Source organism: Rhizobium sp. Rhizsp82, assembly GCF_047325115.1.
Taxonomy (GTDB): domain Bacteria; phylum Pseudomonadota; class Alphaproteobacteria; order Rhizobiales; family Rhizobiaceae; genus Rhizobium.
In genome coordinates, this window is the sequence record NZ_CP168572.1 from 54757 (window position 1) to 68894 (window position 14138).

Annotated in this window: 10 protein-coding genes; 1 reads left to right on the forward strand and 9 read right to left on the reverse strand. The window is 57.8% G+C overall.

The window, feature by feature from the left end:
• Positions 1-35 precede the first annotated feature (35 nt).
• From ACEN84_RS32370 to ACEN84_RS32400, 7 genes are all read right to left on the reverse strand, one after another.
• Positions 36-479: a DUF6527 family protein gene (locus ACEN84_RS32370; protein WP_413712544.1), complete on the reverse strand. Its 444-nt coding sequence runs from the start codon at positions 477-479 to the stop codon at positions 36-38.
• Complete coding sequence (locus tag ACEN84_RS32375) at positions 476-1648, reverse strand: ThiF family adenylyltransferase (protein ID WP_413712623.1); 1173 nt, start codon at positions 1646-1648, stop codon at positions 476-478. The genes ACEN84_RS32370 and ACEN84_RS32375 overlap by 4 nt, the downstream gene beginning before the upstream one ends.
• Positions 1623-2378, reverse strand: coding sequence for a multiubiquitin domain-containing protein (locus ACEN84_RS32380; RefSeq protein ID WP_413712545.1), 756 nt, complete (start codon positions 2376-2378; stop codon positions 1623-1625). The genes ACEN84_RS32375 and ACEN84_RS32380 overlap by 26 nt, the downstream gene beginning before the upstream one ends.
• A gap of 81 nt (positions 2379-2459) precedes the next feature.
• A complete protein-coding gene (locus ACEN84_RS32385) occupies positions 2460-5861 on the reverse strand; it encodes a UvrD-helicase domain-containing protein (protein ID WP_413712546.1) in 3402 nt (1133 codons plus the stop codon).
• A 1-nt stretch (position 5862) separates the two neighbouring features.
• Positions 5863-6441, reverse strand: coding sequence for a hypothetical protein (locus tag ACEN84_RS32390; RefSeq protein ID WP_413712547.1), 579 nt, complete (start codon positions 6439-6441; stop codon positions 5863-5865).
• Positions 6438-7295 carry a DNA-binding response regulator gene (locus tag ACEN84_RS32395; protein WP_413712548.1) on the reverse strand — a complete coding sequence of 286 codons (858 nt, stop codon included), beginning with the start codon at positions 7293-7295 and terminating at the stop codon, positions 6438-6440. The genes ACEN84_RS32390 and ACEN84_RS32395 overlap by 4 nt, the downstream gene beginning before the upstream one ends.
• A 132-nt stretch (positions 7296-7427) precedes the next feature.
• A complete protein-coding gene (locus tag ACEN84_RS32400) occupies positions 7428-7961 on the reverse strand; it encodes a methionyl-tRNA formyltransferase-like protein (protein WP_413712549.1) in 534 nt (177 codons plus the stop codon).
• A 307-nt stretch (positions 7962-8268) separates the two neighbouring features.
• Here ACEN84_RS32400 and ACEN84_RS32405 point away from each other — a divergent pair, with 307 nt between their 5' ends.
• Positions 8269-12336: an Eco57I restriction-modification methylase domain-containing protein gene (locus ACEN84_RS32405; protein ID WP_413712550.1), complete on the forward strand. Its 4068-nt coding sequence runs from the start codon at positions 8269-8271 to the stop codon at positions 12334-12336.
• A 483-nt stretch (positions 12337-12819) separates the two neighbouring features.
• Here ACEN84_RS32405 and ACEN84_RS32410 read toward each other — a convergent pair whose 3' ends face one another.
• Complete coding sequence (locus ACEN84_RS32410) at positions 12820-13443, reverse strand: hypothetical protein (protein WP_413712551.1); 624 nt, start codon at positions 13441-13443, stop codon at positions 12820-12822.
• Positions 13436-14131, reverse strand: a complete 696-nt coding sequence (locus tag ACEN84_RS32415; protein WP_413712552.1) for a hypothetical protein — start codon at positions 14129-14131, stop codon at positions 13436-13438. Before ACEN84_RS32415 ends, ACEN84_RS32410 begins: the two co-directional genes overlap by 8 nt.
• Positions 14132-14138 lie beyond the last annotated feature (7 nt).

The following is a 14138-nucleotide window of genomic DNA, read 5'->3' on the forward strand; positions in this document are numbered from 1 at the left end:
CGCGGTATGCTTGCGCCGCAATGTAACTCACAGGTTTATTGCTTCGGTGCTGATATAAATGCCCAGATCCGCCGCCAGAAACTGCGCTGGGGCTTTGCCGGAGCGGGGTGGGCAGGAGGTTCGACCTTCGGCGGCTGGCCGTAGAAGCGGGCCTTGGCGGCGCGATCGCGACGACGCTCGGCTTCGACCTGCTCCTCGTTCCACGGGCCTGCTTCGATCACCTTGCCTCGGTCGATTACATAATGTGACCGGCACTTGAGCGTCCAATTGCCAATCGACGGACGAAGCGAGATGGTTTCGCCGTCGAACGTCATTTTCCAGTCAGTCGGTGTGAAGGGGACGATCACCTCCTCGCCGCAGCCGCAGCAACAACTGTGGGCTGACGTCGCATAGTCGATCGAAACGTAAACGACACCGGCCTCAAGGCGCTCGGGGATATGCTCGACGAAACGATGCTCAAGTCGTTGGTGCCGTATCATGCGAGGTCTCCGTTGATCAGCATGTTGCCATCTGTCGTGTAGGTGCAGTGGTGTTCCTGCTCGAGATCGCGATAGAAGCCGCGAATCTTCTTCCACTTCACCACCGCGAGAACGGCGTTGAGCGCGTTGAGGTCAGCCACCTGGACGTTGGAGGCGTAGATGTCCCTGGCGCCGCCGCCCACAAAGGAAACGCGCTGCGGCAGGTGATCCCGCTTCTCGGGCGTACTGGCGGTTACCCGCAGGATGCCGCCGAGCGATCCTTCTTCGAGCTCAAGACCCATCCCGACATCGATGAAACCGGCGCCGATTGCCTGGAGTTTCTCCACGATCGACTGCTTGGCCTCACCCGCATCAAGGGAAAGAAACGCGAAGGTCACGCCGTCGAGAAGGTGGAGGTTGTCAGCTTTCAGAGCGACATCGTTCGCTACGATGTTGCGGTGCATGCGACTATAAATGCGCTTGAGATATTCGACCTTCTTGGGCGCGTCCCGGAGCTCGTCCAGGCTGGGAGCACCTGGCGCGCGGAACGCATTGTGGGTGAGAAACTGATCGCTGTCGAAGATCCGAATTTCGCGGACCGGTGTTTTGGCGACGAGGTCGAGAATGTAGCCGCCAGTGCCGCCGAGCCCGATGACCGCGATGCGCTCGCCGACGAGCCGCCCTGTCAACGCTCCGATGCCGACGCGGTCGGAGGCAGTCTCGACATAGTTGAAGACGCTCTCTTCCTCCTGTTCGGGCTCGCGGAAAGTGCGTGCGGTCGAACCTGGCTTCAGTACTGCAGCGGGGCCTGCGATGATGTTCGCATAGCTCGTCATCTTGTGGTGGTAGTCCGCATAGCCGCCCCCCGGCTTGCTGGAGAAGCTGTGCGTCGCCTTCAGACCATGACCAAGGTCGAAGGTGCCGCTCATGTGCGAAATTCCTTGAATTCGAACGCCATCGGCATGGCAGGGGAAATCACCATCCCAGTGGACGACATGCGTGTCGGGCGTACGGGTTTGATCGCCCGCTAGCGTGAGGCTGGAGATCAACGTGCCGATGCGCAGCTGTCGGCGCTCGTCGACGTAAGGGATCTCACGCATAACGAGATAGCCGCCCTGCTGCTGGACGAAGTAGCCCTCGTCCAGCAGGCGCCTGAGGTCCGGATTACGATTGAACAGTGCGCGTGACATTAAACACCGTGCCTTTCTTCTTGACATCGACGGAGCCGCCGGCCCCGAGTTCTCCGGCATGGGGCGCCGACGCCGCGTGCCGATAGGTCATCGAGAAGACGACATTCGGCTCGTGCTGGCCAGGAAACGCGAGCTGGACGACCTGCTCGAACGTGACCGTCTGTTCGTCCACCGTGCGGAGACGCGAGTTGACGACGATTTCGAAGGTCCCCGGCGGCTTGCGCGCGGTGATGAAGCGCTCGATACCGGCGCCGTTCAGATCAATCAGCTCGTTGTGTTCGATCAGGCGATCTTCACTGCCCGGAACCTCGAGGAATACCGCCTCGTTGTCTCCTGGCTTTGCCAGACCATAAAGGACAGCACCGCTGATGACGGGTTTGCCCCAGCGCAGTTCGTCGTCGTTGAGGATCAGCTTGAATTCGCGATCCGACTGGAAAGCAATGAACCGCTCAGCCCCGCGCTCGCGCAGGTCGAAGGGCTCGTTCAACCGCACATCCTCGAAATCGCCCGAGGGCAGGATCGCAAAGAGGCTATAGCCATGCCGGTGATCGAGCGATGCGGCCTCCAGCAACTGGCGCCCGAGCGGCACGGGATCGCTCACCTGCCGCTGCTGAAAATTGAGGTCGCCCTCTGCAAGCAGAAAGCGATAAGCTTGCGCCGGACGAAGTGCCCGGCCTTCGCGCAGGGCGTCTCCGACGTCGTCATAATCAAGAAGTTCGTTTGTAGTCATAGATTGGTTCCTTATGTATTTGCCGTGGCGACGCCGCGGCTCTAAGGATCCAATCGGTGCGACATTGGCCGACCGGTAAGGTCAGGCAAAGTTTTTTTTAAGCGGTCCTTCCGGGGTCGAACCACAGATAAAGAACGCGGGACAGTTCGGGCATGTGAATGAGGAAACCGCGGCAGGAAACCGCCCCGCGCGAATCTCGCCCAGAAACTTTGCAAGCTTGTCTCTGCGCCCCAAGAGTTCGCGGTCCGACAGGGATAACGGATGCGCTTCGCTGTCCGAGAGGTGGACCAGCTCCGCAACCGCGCCAGGGAAGGCCTGCTTGACCGCGAGGATCAACGCCGCGGCGGCGACATCCTTGCCCTCGGTGGATCGCATGTGACCTGTGCCGATGCGGCGCACGGCGCGGACGCCATCGGGTCGCACCAGCACCTCGTCCGGCTCGACGAGGATTTCCTCGCCGCCAATTATGAGACTGACAGCGGTAGGGATTTCCGCGACCATTCCTGCGCGGCTGGACAGAAAGAAACGCAGCATCGCCAAGGCGAGATCGAGGAACTCGGCGCGATATCCATGATCGGAAAGGCCTTGGCTGACGAATGCTGCTTCCGCGCGATCTTGCAGCTCCCGCTCAGAAAGAGACAGGTCGGAAGCGACCACCGCCGTGACCACCGAGCGAACTGCCTCATGCAACTGCATGAACGCGGTCGTGGTTCGACGTCCACCAACCTGAAGGACATGCGTGTAGAAGAAGCGGCGGGGACATGACTCATAAAGAGCGATTTGCGGTCCGCTAAAGCGAAGCCGACCGTCAAAAATCAATTCAACACTCTGCGAGTCTGCGGCCGGGGGAAGGGGTCGCGCCGGCACGACCGCGCGCCGCATCAGCGTGGTCCCGAGGCGGTCGAGGAACGGTGAGAGCGGCCGATTGTGCCCGTTGCTCTTCTCTGTCGGTGCATAGAGGAACAGGCGGTCGCGAGCGCGTGACACCGCAACATAGAAAAGGCATTCCTGCTCCTCGGCCTGGCCAGCCCGGAATGCATCCAGGGCGCTGCCTTGCGCACCAGTGATCATGCCCGTCGGCGCCGGGCACGGCGGAGCCTGCGGCGTGCGCGGGATTGTATCGCTGTTAAGTCCAAGGATATGCACGGCTTCGAATTCCAGGCCTTTGGCGCCGTGGATCGTCATCAGCCGCACGCCGTCGAGATGCTGTGCTGCTGCCGGCAACTGGCGCAGGTCGCGGTCGTCGCCCAGGCGCACAAGTCTGCGCACGCGGTCGAGCACGCGCGTGACAGGCAACCCGCGCCCCGCCGGTTGTACGCGCACGAAGTTGAGGAACTGCCAGATCGCCACACCGCGTGTGCGATCACCAAGGTCCGACGATGTTCCGAGACGTGCCGCAATCCGCGTGCGATCGAGAAGCAGCGTCGCGAGTATTGTCCACGGCGAGGCGTCGTCGCCGAATCCATCCGCGGCAGTTGCCAGATTCCCGAGCGCCCGGCGTCCTGCCTCACTTAGGTCCGGGATGGAGTCGATATTTTGCAGCCAGCTCGCCGGAGCGGAATCTGTGGCTCTCAAATACGCGAATACAGCCGCGACGTCCGCGAAAGACATCGAGAAATCCGCCCAGCACGCGATGCGAACGAGACCCATGGCGCGCCGGTCGACGAGGATCGAAAGGAGCGCCAGCAGGTCCTTGACCTCACCTCGCTCGAACAGACTGCCCAGGAACAGGACCGGCACGCCGAGCCGCTCAAGATCTTGCCCTATCCTGGACAGCTTTTCGTTACCGGTGCACAACACCGCCTGATCGCGATAGGCATGCCCCTCGCGCCGGAGCTCCTCGATCGCCTCTGCGAGGGCGACCTGCTGTTCTTCGGCTCGCCGCACCGTGCGCAATTCCGGCTCATTGCCATTGGCGTCCCGCTCTGCCTCAAGGCCGCTATCAGCATCGCCAGCTCGCATCTTGATCGCGAAATTGGAAAAGCTGGTCGTGATCTCCGGCACCGAGCGATAGTTGCGCTTCAATCGACCGCGTTTGCCGCCGGCGAAGTCTTGGCTGCCGAAGCGCGTCATGTTGAACGATGACGCTCCCCGGAACCGATAGATCGACTGCTTGGCGTCACCGACCACCCAAAGATTGCGGCCGTCGGGGCGTAGCGCGCTCAGCAGTCTCACGCTGCTGCGGTTGACGTCCTGATATTCGTCGACCAGGACATGATCATACTGCGCCTGGAGCGTCGCGCGGATTGCTGCATTCTTCTCGAGCAGCTGCACGGGTAGGGCGACGAGGTCGCCAAAATCGACACAGTTGGCATTGCGCTTTAGCTGCTCATACGCGGCGTAGAGGCGCGCAACCTCGACCGCACGCTCTGCTGCTTCGCGCGCCTCCGGATCACTCGCCTTTGACAGCATCGCGTCGGCGAGCACTGCATAGGTGTCGGCATCGACCACCTCATCCTTCGCTCTCGACACGGCAACCAGCATATCGGCGATGATCTGGGTGGGATCATAAAGATTGCGATAGTGAGAGAGTCTCAGGCGGGGAAACTCCTCCTCAAGGAGCTCGACCGCCTCGGTCCGATCCATCATCCGCGGGTCTTTCGGCAAGCCGAGTTCCGCATAGAATCGGCGAATGATATCGAGGCCGAAGGCGTGAAACGTGCCAATCCACATAGCGGCGGCCGCCTCGGGCCGCTTGCGCGCGATCCTTTCGGCCATTTCGCCCGCCGCCTTGTTCGAGAAAGTCAGGAGCAAGATCCGCCTCGGATCGACCCCCTCTTCCAGAAGGCCTACGACGCGTGCAACCAGCGTCTGGGTCTTGCCGGTGCCGGGACCCGCTTCGAGCAGGTAGGCTTCCCCGCGATGTGCCGCCGCCGCCGCTTGCAAAGGATTCAACGGCCGTTCCACATGCGCCGTCCCGGTCGTGGGCGGAACCGGCGGCAGGAACAAGGCATCAAACAGCTGTTGCGCGACGACCTCGAACGGCGCGCCGAGCTTTTTTGCGATCTCGGAGGCAGAAAGCCCTCCAACTACATGGAGCTCGCGCACAATGCTACGAGGCAGCAGCAGCTCTCGAGCGAACAAATCCATCTGAACTTCGCGGCGCTGCTTGCGCCCATAGTCGACAACCCGATCAATGCCGACCGGCGACGGCTCGGCCGCGCGAGCGGGATCGATTGTCGGCGCTGGAGCATCATCGGGATCGTCGCCAAGCTCGACATGTCCAATCTCGTGCGCAACAAGGAAGGCTCTGTCGAACAAGGAACCGACATTCTCATGAAGGATCAGGTCGTCGGCGGCTATGAAGGTCGCGCGACCGCCGTTGAGCACAGCCGCACCCGCCGCAGTCGGCTCAACGTCGATGCCCCGTCGTTTCGCTTCGGTGACGACGAAATCATATGACGACCAGGGATCGGCCCCGGATTGAACCAGGTGAGCGTGAAGCTCGGCGGCGACTTGCCTGGCAAGCTCCACGCTGTCCATATCACTCGGCCTCTCTCAAAAGCTCGGCGCGCCTCTCATCCGAAACGCCGGCCTCGATCAGAACTTTCTCGAAGGTGACCTGCTCGCCGGTGTTTGGCTTACCATCTGCCTTGTAGCTGCGAGCTGCGGTCAACGATGCTGATCCCCAAGACATCTGCAGCTGCGTAAGGGAGCAGCGCATCGCCTCTGCCAGGTTTTTGAGAAACCGTTGCGGAATACTCAGCAGTGACACCCGCCGTTCACGCAAAGCGGTGATGACCTGGCGCGGGACGTCCAGTTGTCGAGCAACGGCGCGCCAATCGTCGGCTGTCAGAGTCGCGAAAGGATCTGGTGTCGCCACGGGCATAGCGCTGGCGTGTCGCGACCAGGCGGCGTCGATCAGCGCCTGATCTGCAGCGGAAAGCAGCGCGTCATCATCGTCGAGTTCACGGCTCAGCTCGCGCGATAGGTCAACGAGTTCTGCGGCGTATTCCGGGTAAAGTCGCAGGTAACGCTCGAGGGTCGAGCGATCTGGCGCGCTTTCGACCGCGAATGCGTCAAGCACGGCTTCACGGGAGGGGCGCTCGCCAGCCGGGCTCATTGCTGTTCACCGTCGGCCAGAGCCAACCGCAATGTTGCAATCGCTTTATCGCGATAAGTCCGGATCGTCTTTTCGGAGCGACCCAAGGCCTTAGCAATGGTCATGACATCTGGTTCCTTCGAATCGATGGGGAAGCCCTGTCTCAGCATATGCATGATCCTGATTTGTTCTGGTGGTAGAGCGTCAATCGCCGCATCCAAGCGCGACCGGTAAGACGGATCATCAAAATCCGACGCGGCAAAAGGGTCGAAGACACCGGCTGCTGCCTCTACCTCTGCTGTCAATTCGCCAGTCTCTTCGTCATATTCAAGGGGACGAGATCTGTTCTCGTCACGCCAAGCCTGTTCCTGGGCATCGCGCCGAAGGCCCGCGATAGCACCATCGAAACGCACCTCGAAATAATCGAGTTTGTCGACATACGACGCTCTATCCGCCGAGAGCATTTCCACGAAACGGCTAAAAACTTTGTCCCGCACGAGGCCACGCGTCAGCGACTCAGTCATGCCATCGGAGTTTTCCGATCTGGGCAGACTGCGCAGTACCCGCTCAATTAGGATACGGTAGAGGCGCTCGAACCACGCTTCGTTGTTGTCTCGACGGCTCGAACGAATGAAATACACGAGACATTCGCTTGGCACGTAGCGCGGGTCTGAGCGCTTCGAAATCGCAGCTCTGGCAATAAACTCGCCACGCGACAGTATCGTCAATTGTCCGATTAGCGTCTCTATCTTTGGGTCACGTTTGTAGAGTTCGTTACTGAGACTTCGTTTGCGCAGCGGGATTACGATTGCTTCCCCCGCGTGGGAGCCGGCTTCCTTGTGCCCTATTTCGGCAGCTCTCTCCGACTGGCTCATGGTCTCGCCCCGCTTTTTTTCGTTCCAACGTTCGCTCGTGAGCGGACGGAATTGTGCACTGACGCGCCATCCGGAGGGTTTCGAAGATGATGCCCGTTCACCGTCTTGTTCTTCACTTCATCCTCCGGAGATTTAGTCGCCAATTACATCGACCAGCGCCGCAGATTGCCCGGGCTCATGATGAAGCCAAACCTCGACACGTGGCCTCACTTCCAACCGGTTAGCAATTTCCCGTACAATTCGTTCCGGATAAGACCCATAGAACAGATAAACCCCTCGTTCATAGCCAACGTCTGTCTGGAATACTGAGAGCGTGGCCAGATCTTTTGCGATCCCGCGCGGATTTTTTGCCGCGTTGTCGCCCGGCTTCACTTCGATCACAGCATGGTTTCGCCCCATATACCCCGGTACGTGCACGAGCAGATCAGGGATCGACATGTCCGCCCCAAGTCGATGAAGTATAGGGTGCCCGCGCTTGTCTACCTCGCCATTGAGCACGAAATCGGTTTGATCCTGAGTCGGCCACTGTATTCTGAGCTGATGGTAAAGTTCGTAGCAGTAAACGCGTTCTCGGTAGACTGGCCCCCCGCCGTCAACTGGTAAATTGAAGAAATGCGCTTCGATTCGTCGAGTGGCTGTGGCTATGATTTCATTAAGTTGCTGCATGTGGTTCCGCCAGAAGCCGCCGTCGATTCTCGGAGTTTACGCATAGCTGATAATTAGGGACAGTCCATTGCAACTTTAAGAACGTAAAAAATAAGCAACCATCCACCACCGAACCGCGACAAGCACGACGATACTGCGCGTCCGCGCACGTCCGCGTTCCATCCGAAAGCGTTGAGGGAACCCCAAATTTCGACCTGCGGTCCGGATAAGCGGGGGATAGTACCGGATAAGGATCAATAGCGCGCGCGCGAATCCTTCACTTGGGTTATCGGTTATCGGGCAGACGATTGAATGGGCAGAAGAGTTAATGATCGAAGGTATCTTTCAGGGTAGTCTTTTTACCAGTGATTTTCTTACGCAGTCGATTGTCGATAATGCGGACTGGAAAAGTGTCAGTGACCACGATGTCGATGCGTTGGCTGCAGACTTAGCTGCCGCTTTCTCGTCCTTTCCAATTGGGCAGACGCCTAACGAAACCCGAACTGAAGACGATTTGATCTGGCCAATTCTCAGGCGGCTGGGCTGGAGCCACGCTATGCGCCAGCAGAACCTGACCGTCAAAGGCAGGGATGATGTGCCGGATGGCCTGCTTTTTGCCGATGCGGCGACAAAGACGCAGGCAGATCGATCTCTCGAAGAGTGGAGACGTTATCAATTTGGTCTCGCAATAGTTGAATCGAAGCGCTGGCGCCGACCGCTCGATCGCCAATCGGGCCGGCGGGGTGAGGAGCTTGCGCCATCGACACAGATGCTCCGCTATCTGCGGCGTGTTGACGATTTGACGACTGGCAACCTACGTTGGGGCATTCTCACAAACGGCGGCAGGTGGCGGCTTTATTACTCGGGCGCCCGATCGGTCTCCGAGCAGTTCTTCGAAATTGACCTTGCTGCCGTTCTCGGAATCTCAGGGTCTGGCGACAACCTGGTCGCGCTTGATGGCGAGTTGCGCCGGCATGCCCTTAGAGTTTTCGCTCTGATGTTTCGAAGGGAGGCGTTTCTCCCTTCCGCGACCGATCCGCGGACTTTCCATTCCCGCGCCCTTGAGGAAGGCAAATTCTACGAGGAGCGCGTCGCTGCCGACCTGTCGAACCTGGTGTTCGACCATATCTATCCGTTGCTGGCGCGTTCGATAGCCAACAGCGCAGCGGATGCCCCGCTGGAGGATGTACGCGAAGCGGCACTTATCCTTCTCTATCGGCTGCTATTTATCCTCTACGCGGAGGATCGCAACCTTCTCCCAGTAAACGATCGTCGATACGACGACTATGGGCTGCGCGATCGTGTTCGGCTCGATGTCGGTGACCGCAAGGATAGGGGTGACACCTTCTCGACGACGGCGGCGCGCTACTGGTCCGTGCTCGACGATTTGTGCCGCGCTATTGATGAAGGTGACTCGTCAATCGGGTTGCCGCCATACAATGGCGGCCTATTCGATTCCGAACGCACTCCACTGTTACGCCGGGTGCGCCTTTCCGATTCCATAATGGCGGAGGTGATCGACAAGCTCTCTTTTGAGAGAGCTGACGGCGCACGGAAATATATCAACTATCGTGACTTGACGGTGCAACAACTCGGCTCGATTTACGAACGGCTGCTCGAACATGAGGTCATCAGGGACGGAGACATCATCGATATCCGCCCCAACATATTCGCGCGTAAGAGTTCAGGCAGCTACTACACGCCAGATGATCTAGTTGCTCTCATTATCCGCGAGACGCTAGAGCCGTTGATCGAAGTGCGTCTGGCCGCGTTTCGGGAAAAGGCCGAAGAATTGGCAGCGTCGGACCAGGATGAAGGACGCAAGCTGGGCATCCTAAGGCGGTTCGACCCGGCCGAGAAGTTGCTCGATCTCAAAATTTGCGATCCGGCCATGGGCTCAGGACATTTTCTTGTAAGCCTTGTCGACTACTTGGCCGATCAGGTCATCACCGCCATAGCCGAGACCGAAACTATCGTCGAGTGGGCAGACTACATCTCACCACTCGCCGATCGGATCGAGGGCATCCGCAGCACTATTCTCGGCCACGCGGAAGAGCGTAGATGGACCGTCGATCCCGAACAGCTCGATGACCGTCACATCATCCGCCGCATGGTCCTCAAGCGCTGTGTCTACGGTGTGGACAAGAATCAGATGGCTGTAGAGCTTGCCAAGGTCGCACTTTGGCTGCACAGCTTCACGGTAGGTGCGCCGCTGTCGTTTCTCGATCACCATCTCCGCTGCGGCGATAGCCTCTTCGGTTCTTGGGTGAAAACCGGCATCGAAAAAGCCACAGCCTATGGTAGCCCCCTGCTGCTTCACGAACCGGTTAAGACGGCGCTTGGGTCTGCGGCCTCGATGCAGACCATCGAAGGCCTACCGGATGCGGAGATCGCAGAAGCGCACCGCTCGCAGGAAATCTTTGAAGGCGTCCAGGTGATGACGGCGCCGCTTAACGCGTTCCTTTCGTTGCTTCACGCGATTGAATGGCAGGACTTGAAAGGGAAGGACAACGCGAAGGCCATTCAGGGCTTTTTTGACGGCTCTTTCGGAGACCCCGTTGAGATAGCACTCGGCAGACGAAAGCCGCAGGTCCGCGACGACTACGGTCGGCGATTCGTCGAGATACTTACCACAGCTCGCGAACTGATCACCGAAGAACGGTTTCTGCACTGGCAAGTGGCTTTTCCGGGCGTATGGGGAGATTGGGCAAGTGATGGTTTAACTGGCGGGTTCGACGCGATCATCGGGAATCCGCCGTGGGACCGCATGAAATTGCAGCAGGTCGAATGGTTTGCTGCACGTCGACGCGAAATCGCGCTGGTGCAGAAGGCGGCAGACCGTAAGAAAATGGTTGCGGAGCTGGAGAGCACCGGTGATCCGCTTACTGCCGACTACAAGAAGGCAAGCGCGCGTGCCGAGATGGCGGTCAAGATCGCTCGCAAGTCAGGTAACTATCCACTGTTGTCAGGCGGCGACGTAAATATTTATTCGTTGTTTGTTGAACGGGCTATGGCGCTCGTCAAAGACAGCGGAATTGTGGGCCTTCTCACGCCTATCGGAATTGGAGCGGACAAAACCGCTGCAGAATTTTTTTCATTTGTAAGTCAAGCTAAGCGCGTCAAAGCATTCTTGTCATTTGAAAACAAAAGCGGCTGGTTATTTCAAGATGTTCACCACGAAGACCAACCCACAATAATCGTGTTGACCGGCGGCGAGCGATTATTCGAGAAATTCAAATACGCTGTCAAATTGACGGAGTTGCCGAAGGATGGGTCTTCTCGGCTGTCATATATTGATAGTGAAGACTGCCGCCGCGTAAATCCGAACACTGGTACCGTGCCGATTTATCGCGCTTCCCAATCGGGTGACCTGCTTAGTCAGATTTATGCCCGCCTTCCGATCCTGGTTGAGCGTGAGGGCAATATGGAAATCAAAGTTTGGCCAGTGAAATATGCCACGATGTTTCACATGACCAGCGCCTCAGGCCTGTTTCGCACGAAGCAAGAGTTGATTGAGAACGAAGGCGGTTATCCCTTGGGCGGGCAGGTTTACGGAACCTCCTCAGGCAAATGGTTGCCTCTGTTCGAGGGGAAAATGATATCAACTTTCAATCACCGCTACGCCGGTGTTCGGGCAAACAGCGGCAGCGTCAGCGGACAGGGTGTGGCTGTTCACTCGAGCGTGGAGGAATTACAAAATCCTGATTTTGTCCCGGAGCCGCGATACTGGGTTGCCGAGTCCGAGATGAAATTTGCGGGAGAGTATTTCTTAGCGTTCAATGACGTATGCAATACCAACAACAAAAGGAGCCTAATTGCAGCTCTTGTGCCACGCAGCGGATATGGGAACAAGCTGCCGTTTTTAGCCCCTGTCGGAGACTTTGGTGCATCTGACGCTGCGCTACTCCTGGGCAACCTTTGCTCGATAGTATGCGACTTTACAGCTCGGCAGAAAATTCAAAGTAGGAACCTTAACAAGTACATTCTTGAACAACTTCCTGTCGTTCCCTCGCAAAGTTATAACGAGGTAATGTTCGGCGATAAGACAGCAGGCCAGATTGTGCGGGACGCTGTCTTAGAATTGACCTACACGGCCCACGATATGGCACCATTTGCTCGTGACATAGGGTATGTGAAGGAGTCCGGCGAAACCCGGCCGCCGTTCGCATGGAGCGAGGAGCGACGGCTCAAGCTACGGGCAAAGTTAGACGCCGTCTTCTTCCACCTTTATGGCATTAAGGGCCGTGACGATGTTCGCTACATCTATTCCACTTTTCCAACGCTCGAGCGCGCTGAAAAGGAGGCTTATCATGGCCGTTATCGATCTTGCGAACTGTGCTTGGCTTACCTGAATGCGCTCGCTGCTGGCGACCCAGATGCGGACATAGCGCTATGAGCAAGCCGATAAAGATGAGAGCCCTGTATGCGCTGAAGTCGGAACGATCATCTGTTGTCGATCCCACTACCACCAAGAGTATTGGCGCCTGATCGCGGAGTTGATGGGCGGTCTCACGCTGGCCGTTTATGCTGCGAGCTTGGGCAAACGCCGTTCTACCAAACGCAGGAATCGTTGGTTGCACGCCTCCGCAGCAAACGGCCACATCAATGCCAAACGGAAGCTTCCGAATGGCATTTCATTGTGATTTTTAAGCCAATGTAATCAGGGATTTAGCTAGCCTGATTGGCCGGTCGTCGGTTCATATCCCTTCAAGGCGACCTAACGGCGCGGCCTGAACAATACGCCTTGAAGGGAGAACAATAGATTGTGAAATTGCAGATTGGAACTGAAAAGGTTGCCGGCGCCCCACGAGCCTTGCTCCTCCCTGCTCTGCATAGACCCCGTCAACCCAACGCGACCCGCGGAAAAGGCGACCGACTTTTAGCTCGGTGGGGGGACATCCTCAACGCTATCGACGTTCTCCCCGGAGCGGGTCCGAGCGCTGAAACTGCCGGGCATCCACCAATTTGGTTCGTTGCCAAGCAGCATCTGGAAAAACCCGGCTGCGTAATCCGTGTCTTCGTTCGCGTTTTCCCGAAACGACCACCAGCTCCGAAGATCATCGACCATCTCGCCGATATAGACGTCCATGTGAAATTCCTGCCCCATCGTGGCAGCATAGACTGTCAGACAAAACGTCGTTGCCACATACCCTTCAGGCCAGAACGCTGCTGGTGATTTCGGGTCAACGCCGGCAGGAGCGCACATTGCCTTGATCGGCATATCTGCTACCAGTTCACGCAAAACGAGAGAGGGCGCAAACTGAAAAAACTCGCGTCGCTCCGTCTTCTCCTTCGGCTTTTGACGGTCAATGCTATCCAGCCAACGAACAAAAGCTCCTGCCAGCTTGACGTCGTCAACGGCGAAATCGCATCCCATCGCTTCGCCGCAAAACGCGACATGCGAATGAAAGGCTGCCTTGAATGAATGTAGCTGTCTGACCGCAACCCTTAGCGGCTTATTTGTTCGGGGAAGATTGTGGATTGATCGCGACAAGTCAAACATGGGCGGCGCACCTTTGAAAAAGCGCGGCCAAAGCCGAGATGTCTTTATTCTGAGACAGATCCAGGATCTTGTCCTGAAGCGCAACCGCGAGGTCGCTCGCTGCGCAGATGATGGCGTCTCTATCAGCGTCGTCCGCTTCCGCCAAAAGCGAAAGCATCCCGGCAAAAATCCCGACCACAACGGTTCCTGACCGCGTCAAAGACGCCCGATCATCCAACTGATCGACTGTTATCGATCCATCAAGGGAAAGGTGCAACGTCAATTGGGCCGCGAGCTGATGGATGTCTTGAGAATCAGCGAAGCGGCTGTAGGCTCGCCAACCGGCGCCCTGATTGACGAGCGCTCTCGTGGCACCGAGATAGCTCAATACCCGCTTCATTGTTTCATAAAAAGAGACCGAGAACTCATATTCCGGTCGCGAGGAACCAACGATCTGGCGCAAACTCTTAGAGTTTGTCGCTGTAGAGCTAAAAACGGAGTGTGCAACCTTGCAGACGAATTGGTCGACGGTTTGGGCGAGGATCTCGATCTCTCTAAGTGTGGAAAGAGTGACCGCCGATGCTGGCGCAGGTAGTCGCCGAGGTGCAGTCTCCTTTACCGTGTCACGCCCCTTTCGGAGCGAATAACGCAACGACCTCAGTACGTCTTTCAAGTGCGTCGTCGTTTCTGGAGCGAATTCCGTCGCCATGCCAATT

Excerpts from the sequence above, each read along its gene's own strand:
- ACEN84_RS32370 (WP_413712544.1), bottom strand. The coding sequence starts at position 479 with ATGATACGGCACCAACGACTTGAGCATCGTTTCGTCGAGCATATCCCC.
- ACEN84_RS32375 (WP_413712623.1), bottom strand. The coding sequence starts at position 1,648 with ATGTCACGCGCACTGTTCAATCGTAATCCGGACCTCAGGCGCCTGCTG.
- ACEN84_RS32380 (WP_413712545.1), bottom strand. The coding sequence starts at position 2,378 with ATGACTACAAACGAACTTCTTGATTATGACGACGTCGGAGACGCCCTG.
- ACEN84_RS32385 (WP_413712546.1), bottom strand. The coding sequence starts at position 5,861 with ATGGACAGCGTGGAGCTTGCCAGGCAAGTCGCCGCCGAGCTTCACGCT.
- ACEN84_RS32390 (WP_413712547.1), bottom strand. The coding sequence starts at position 6,441 with ATGAGCCCGGCTGGCGAGCGCCCCTCCCGTGAAGCCGTGCTTGACGCA.
- ACEN84_RS32395 (WP_413712548.1), bottom strand. The coding sequence starts at position 7,295 with ATGAGCCAGTCGGAGAGAGCTGCCGAAATAGGGCACAAGGAAGCCGGC.
- ACEN84_RS32400 (WP_413712549.1), bottom strand. The coding sequence starts at position 7,961 with ATGCAGCAACTTAATGAAATCATAGCCACAGCCACTCGACGAATCGAA.
- ACEN84_RS32405 (WP_413712550.1), top strand. The coding sequence starts at position 8,269 with ATGATCGAAGGTATCTTTCAGGGTAGTCTTTTTACCAGTGATTTTCTT.
- ACEN84_RS32410 (WP_413712551.1), bottom strand. The coding sequence starts at position 13,443 with ATGTTTGACTTGTCGCGATCAATCCACAATCTTCCCCGAACAAATAAG.
- ACEN84_RS32415 (WP_413712552.1), bottom strand. The coding sequence starts at position 14,131 with ATGGCGACGGAATTCGCTCCAGAAACGACGACGCACTTGAAAGACGTA.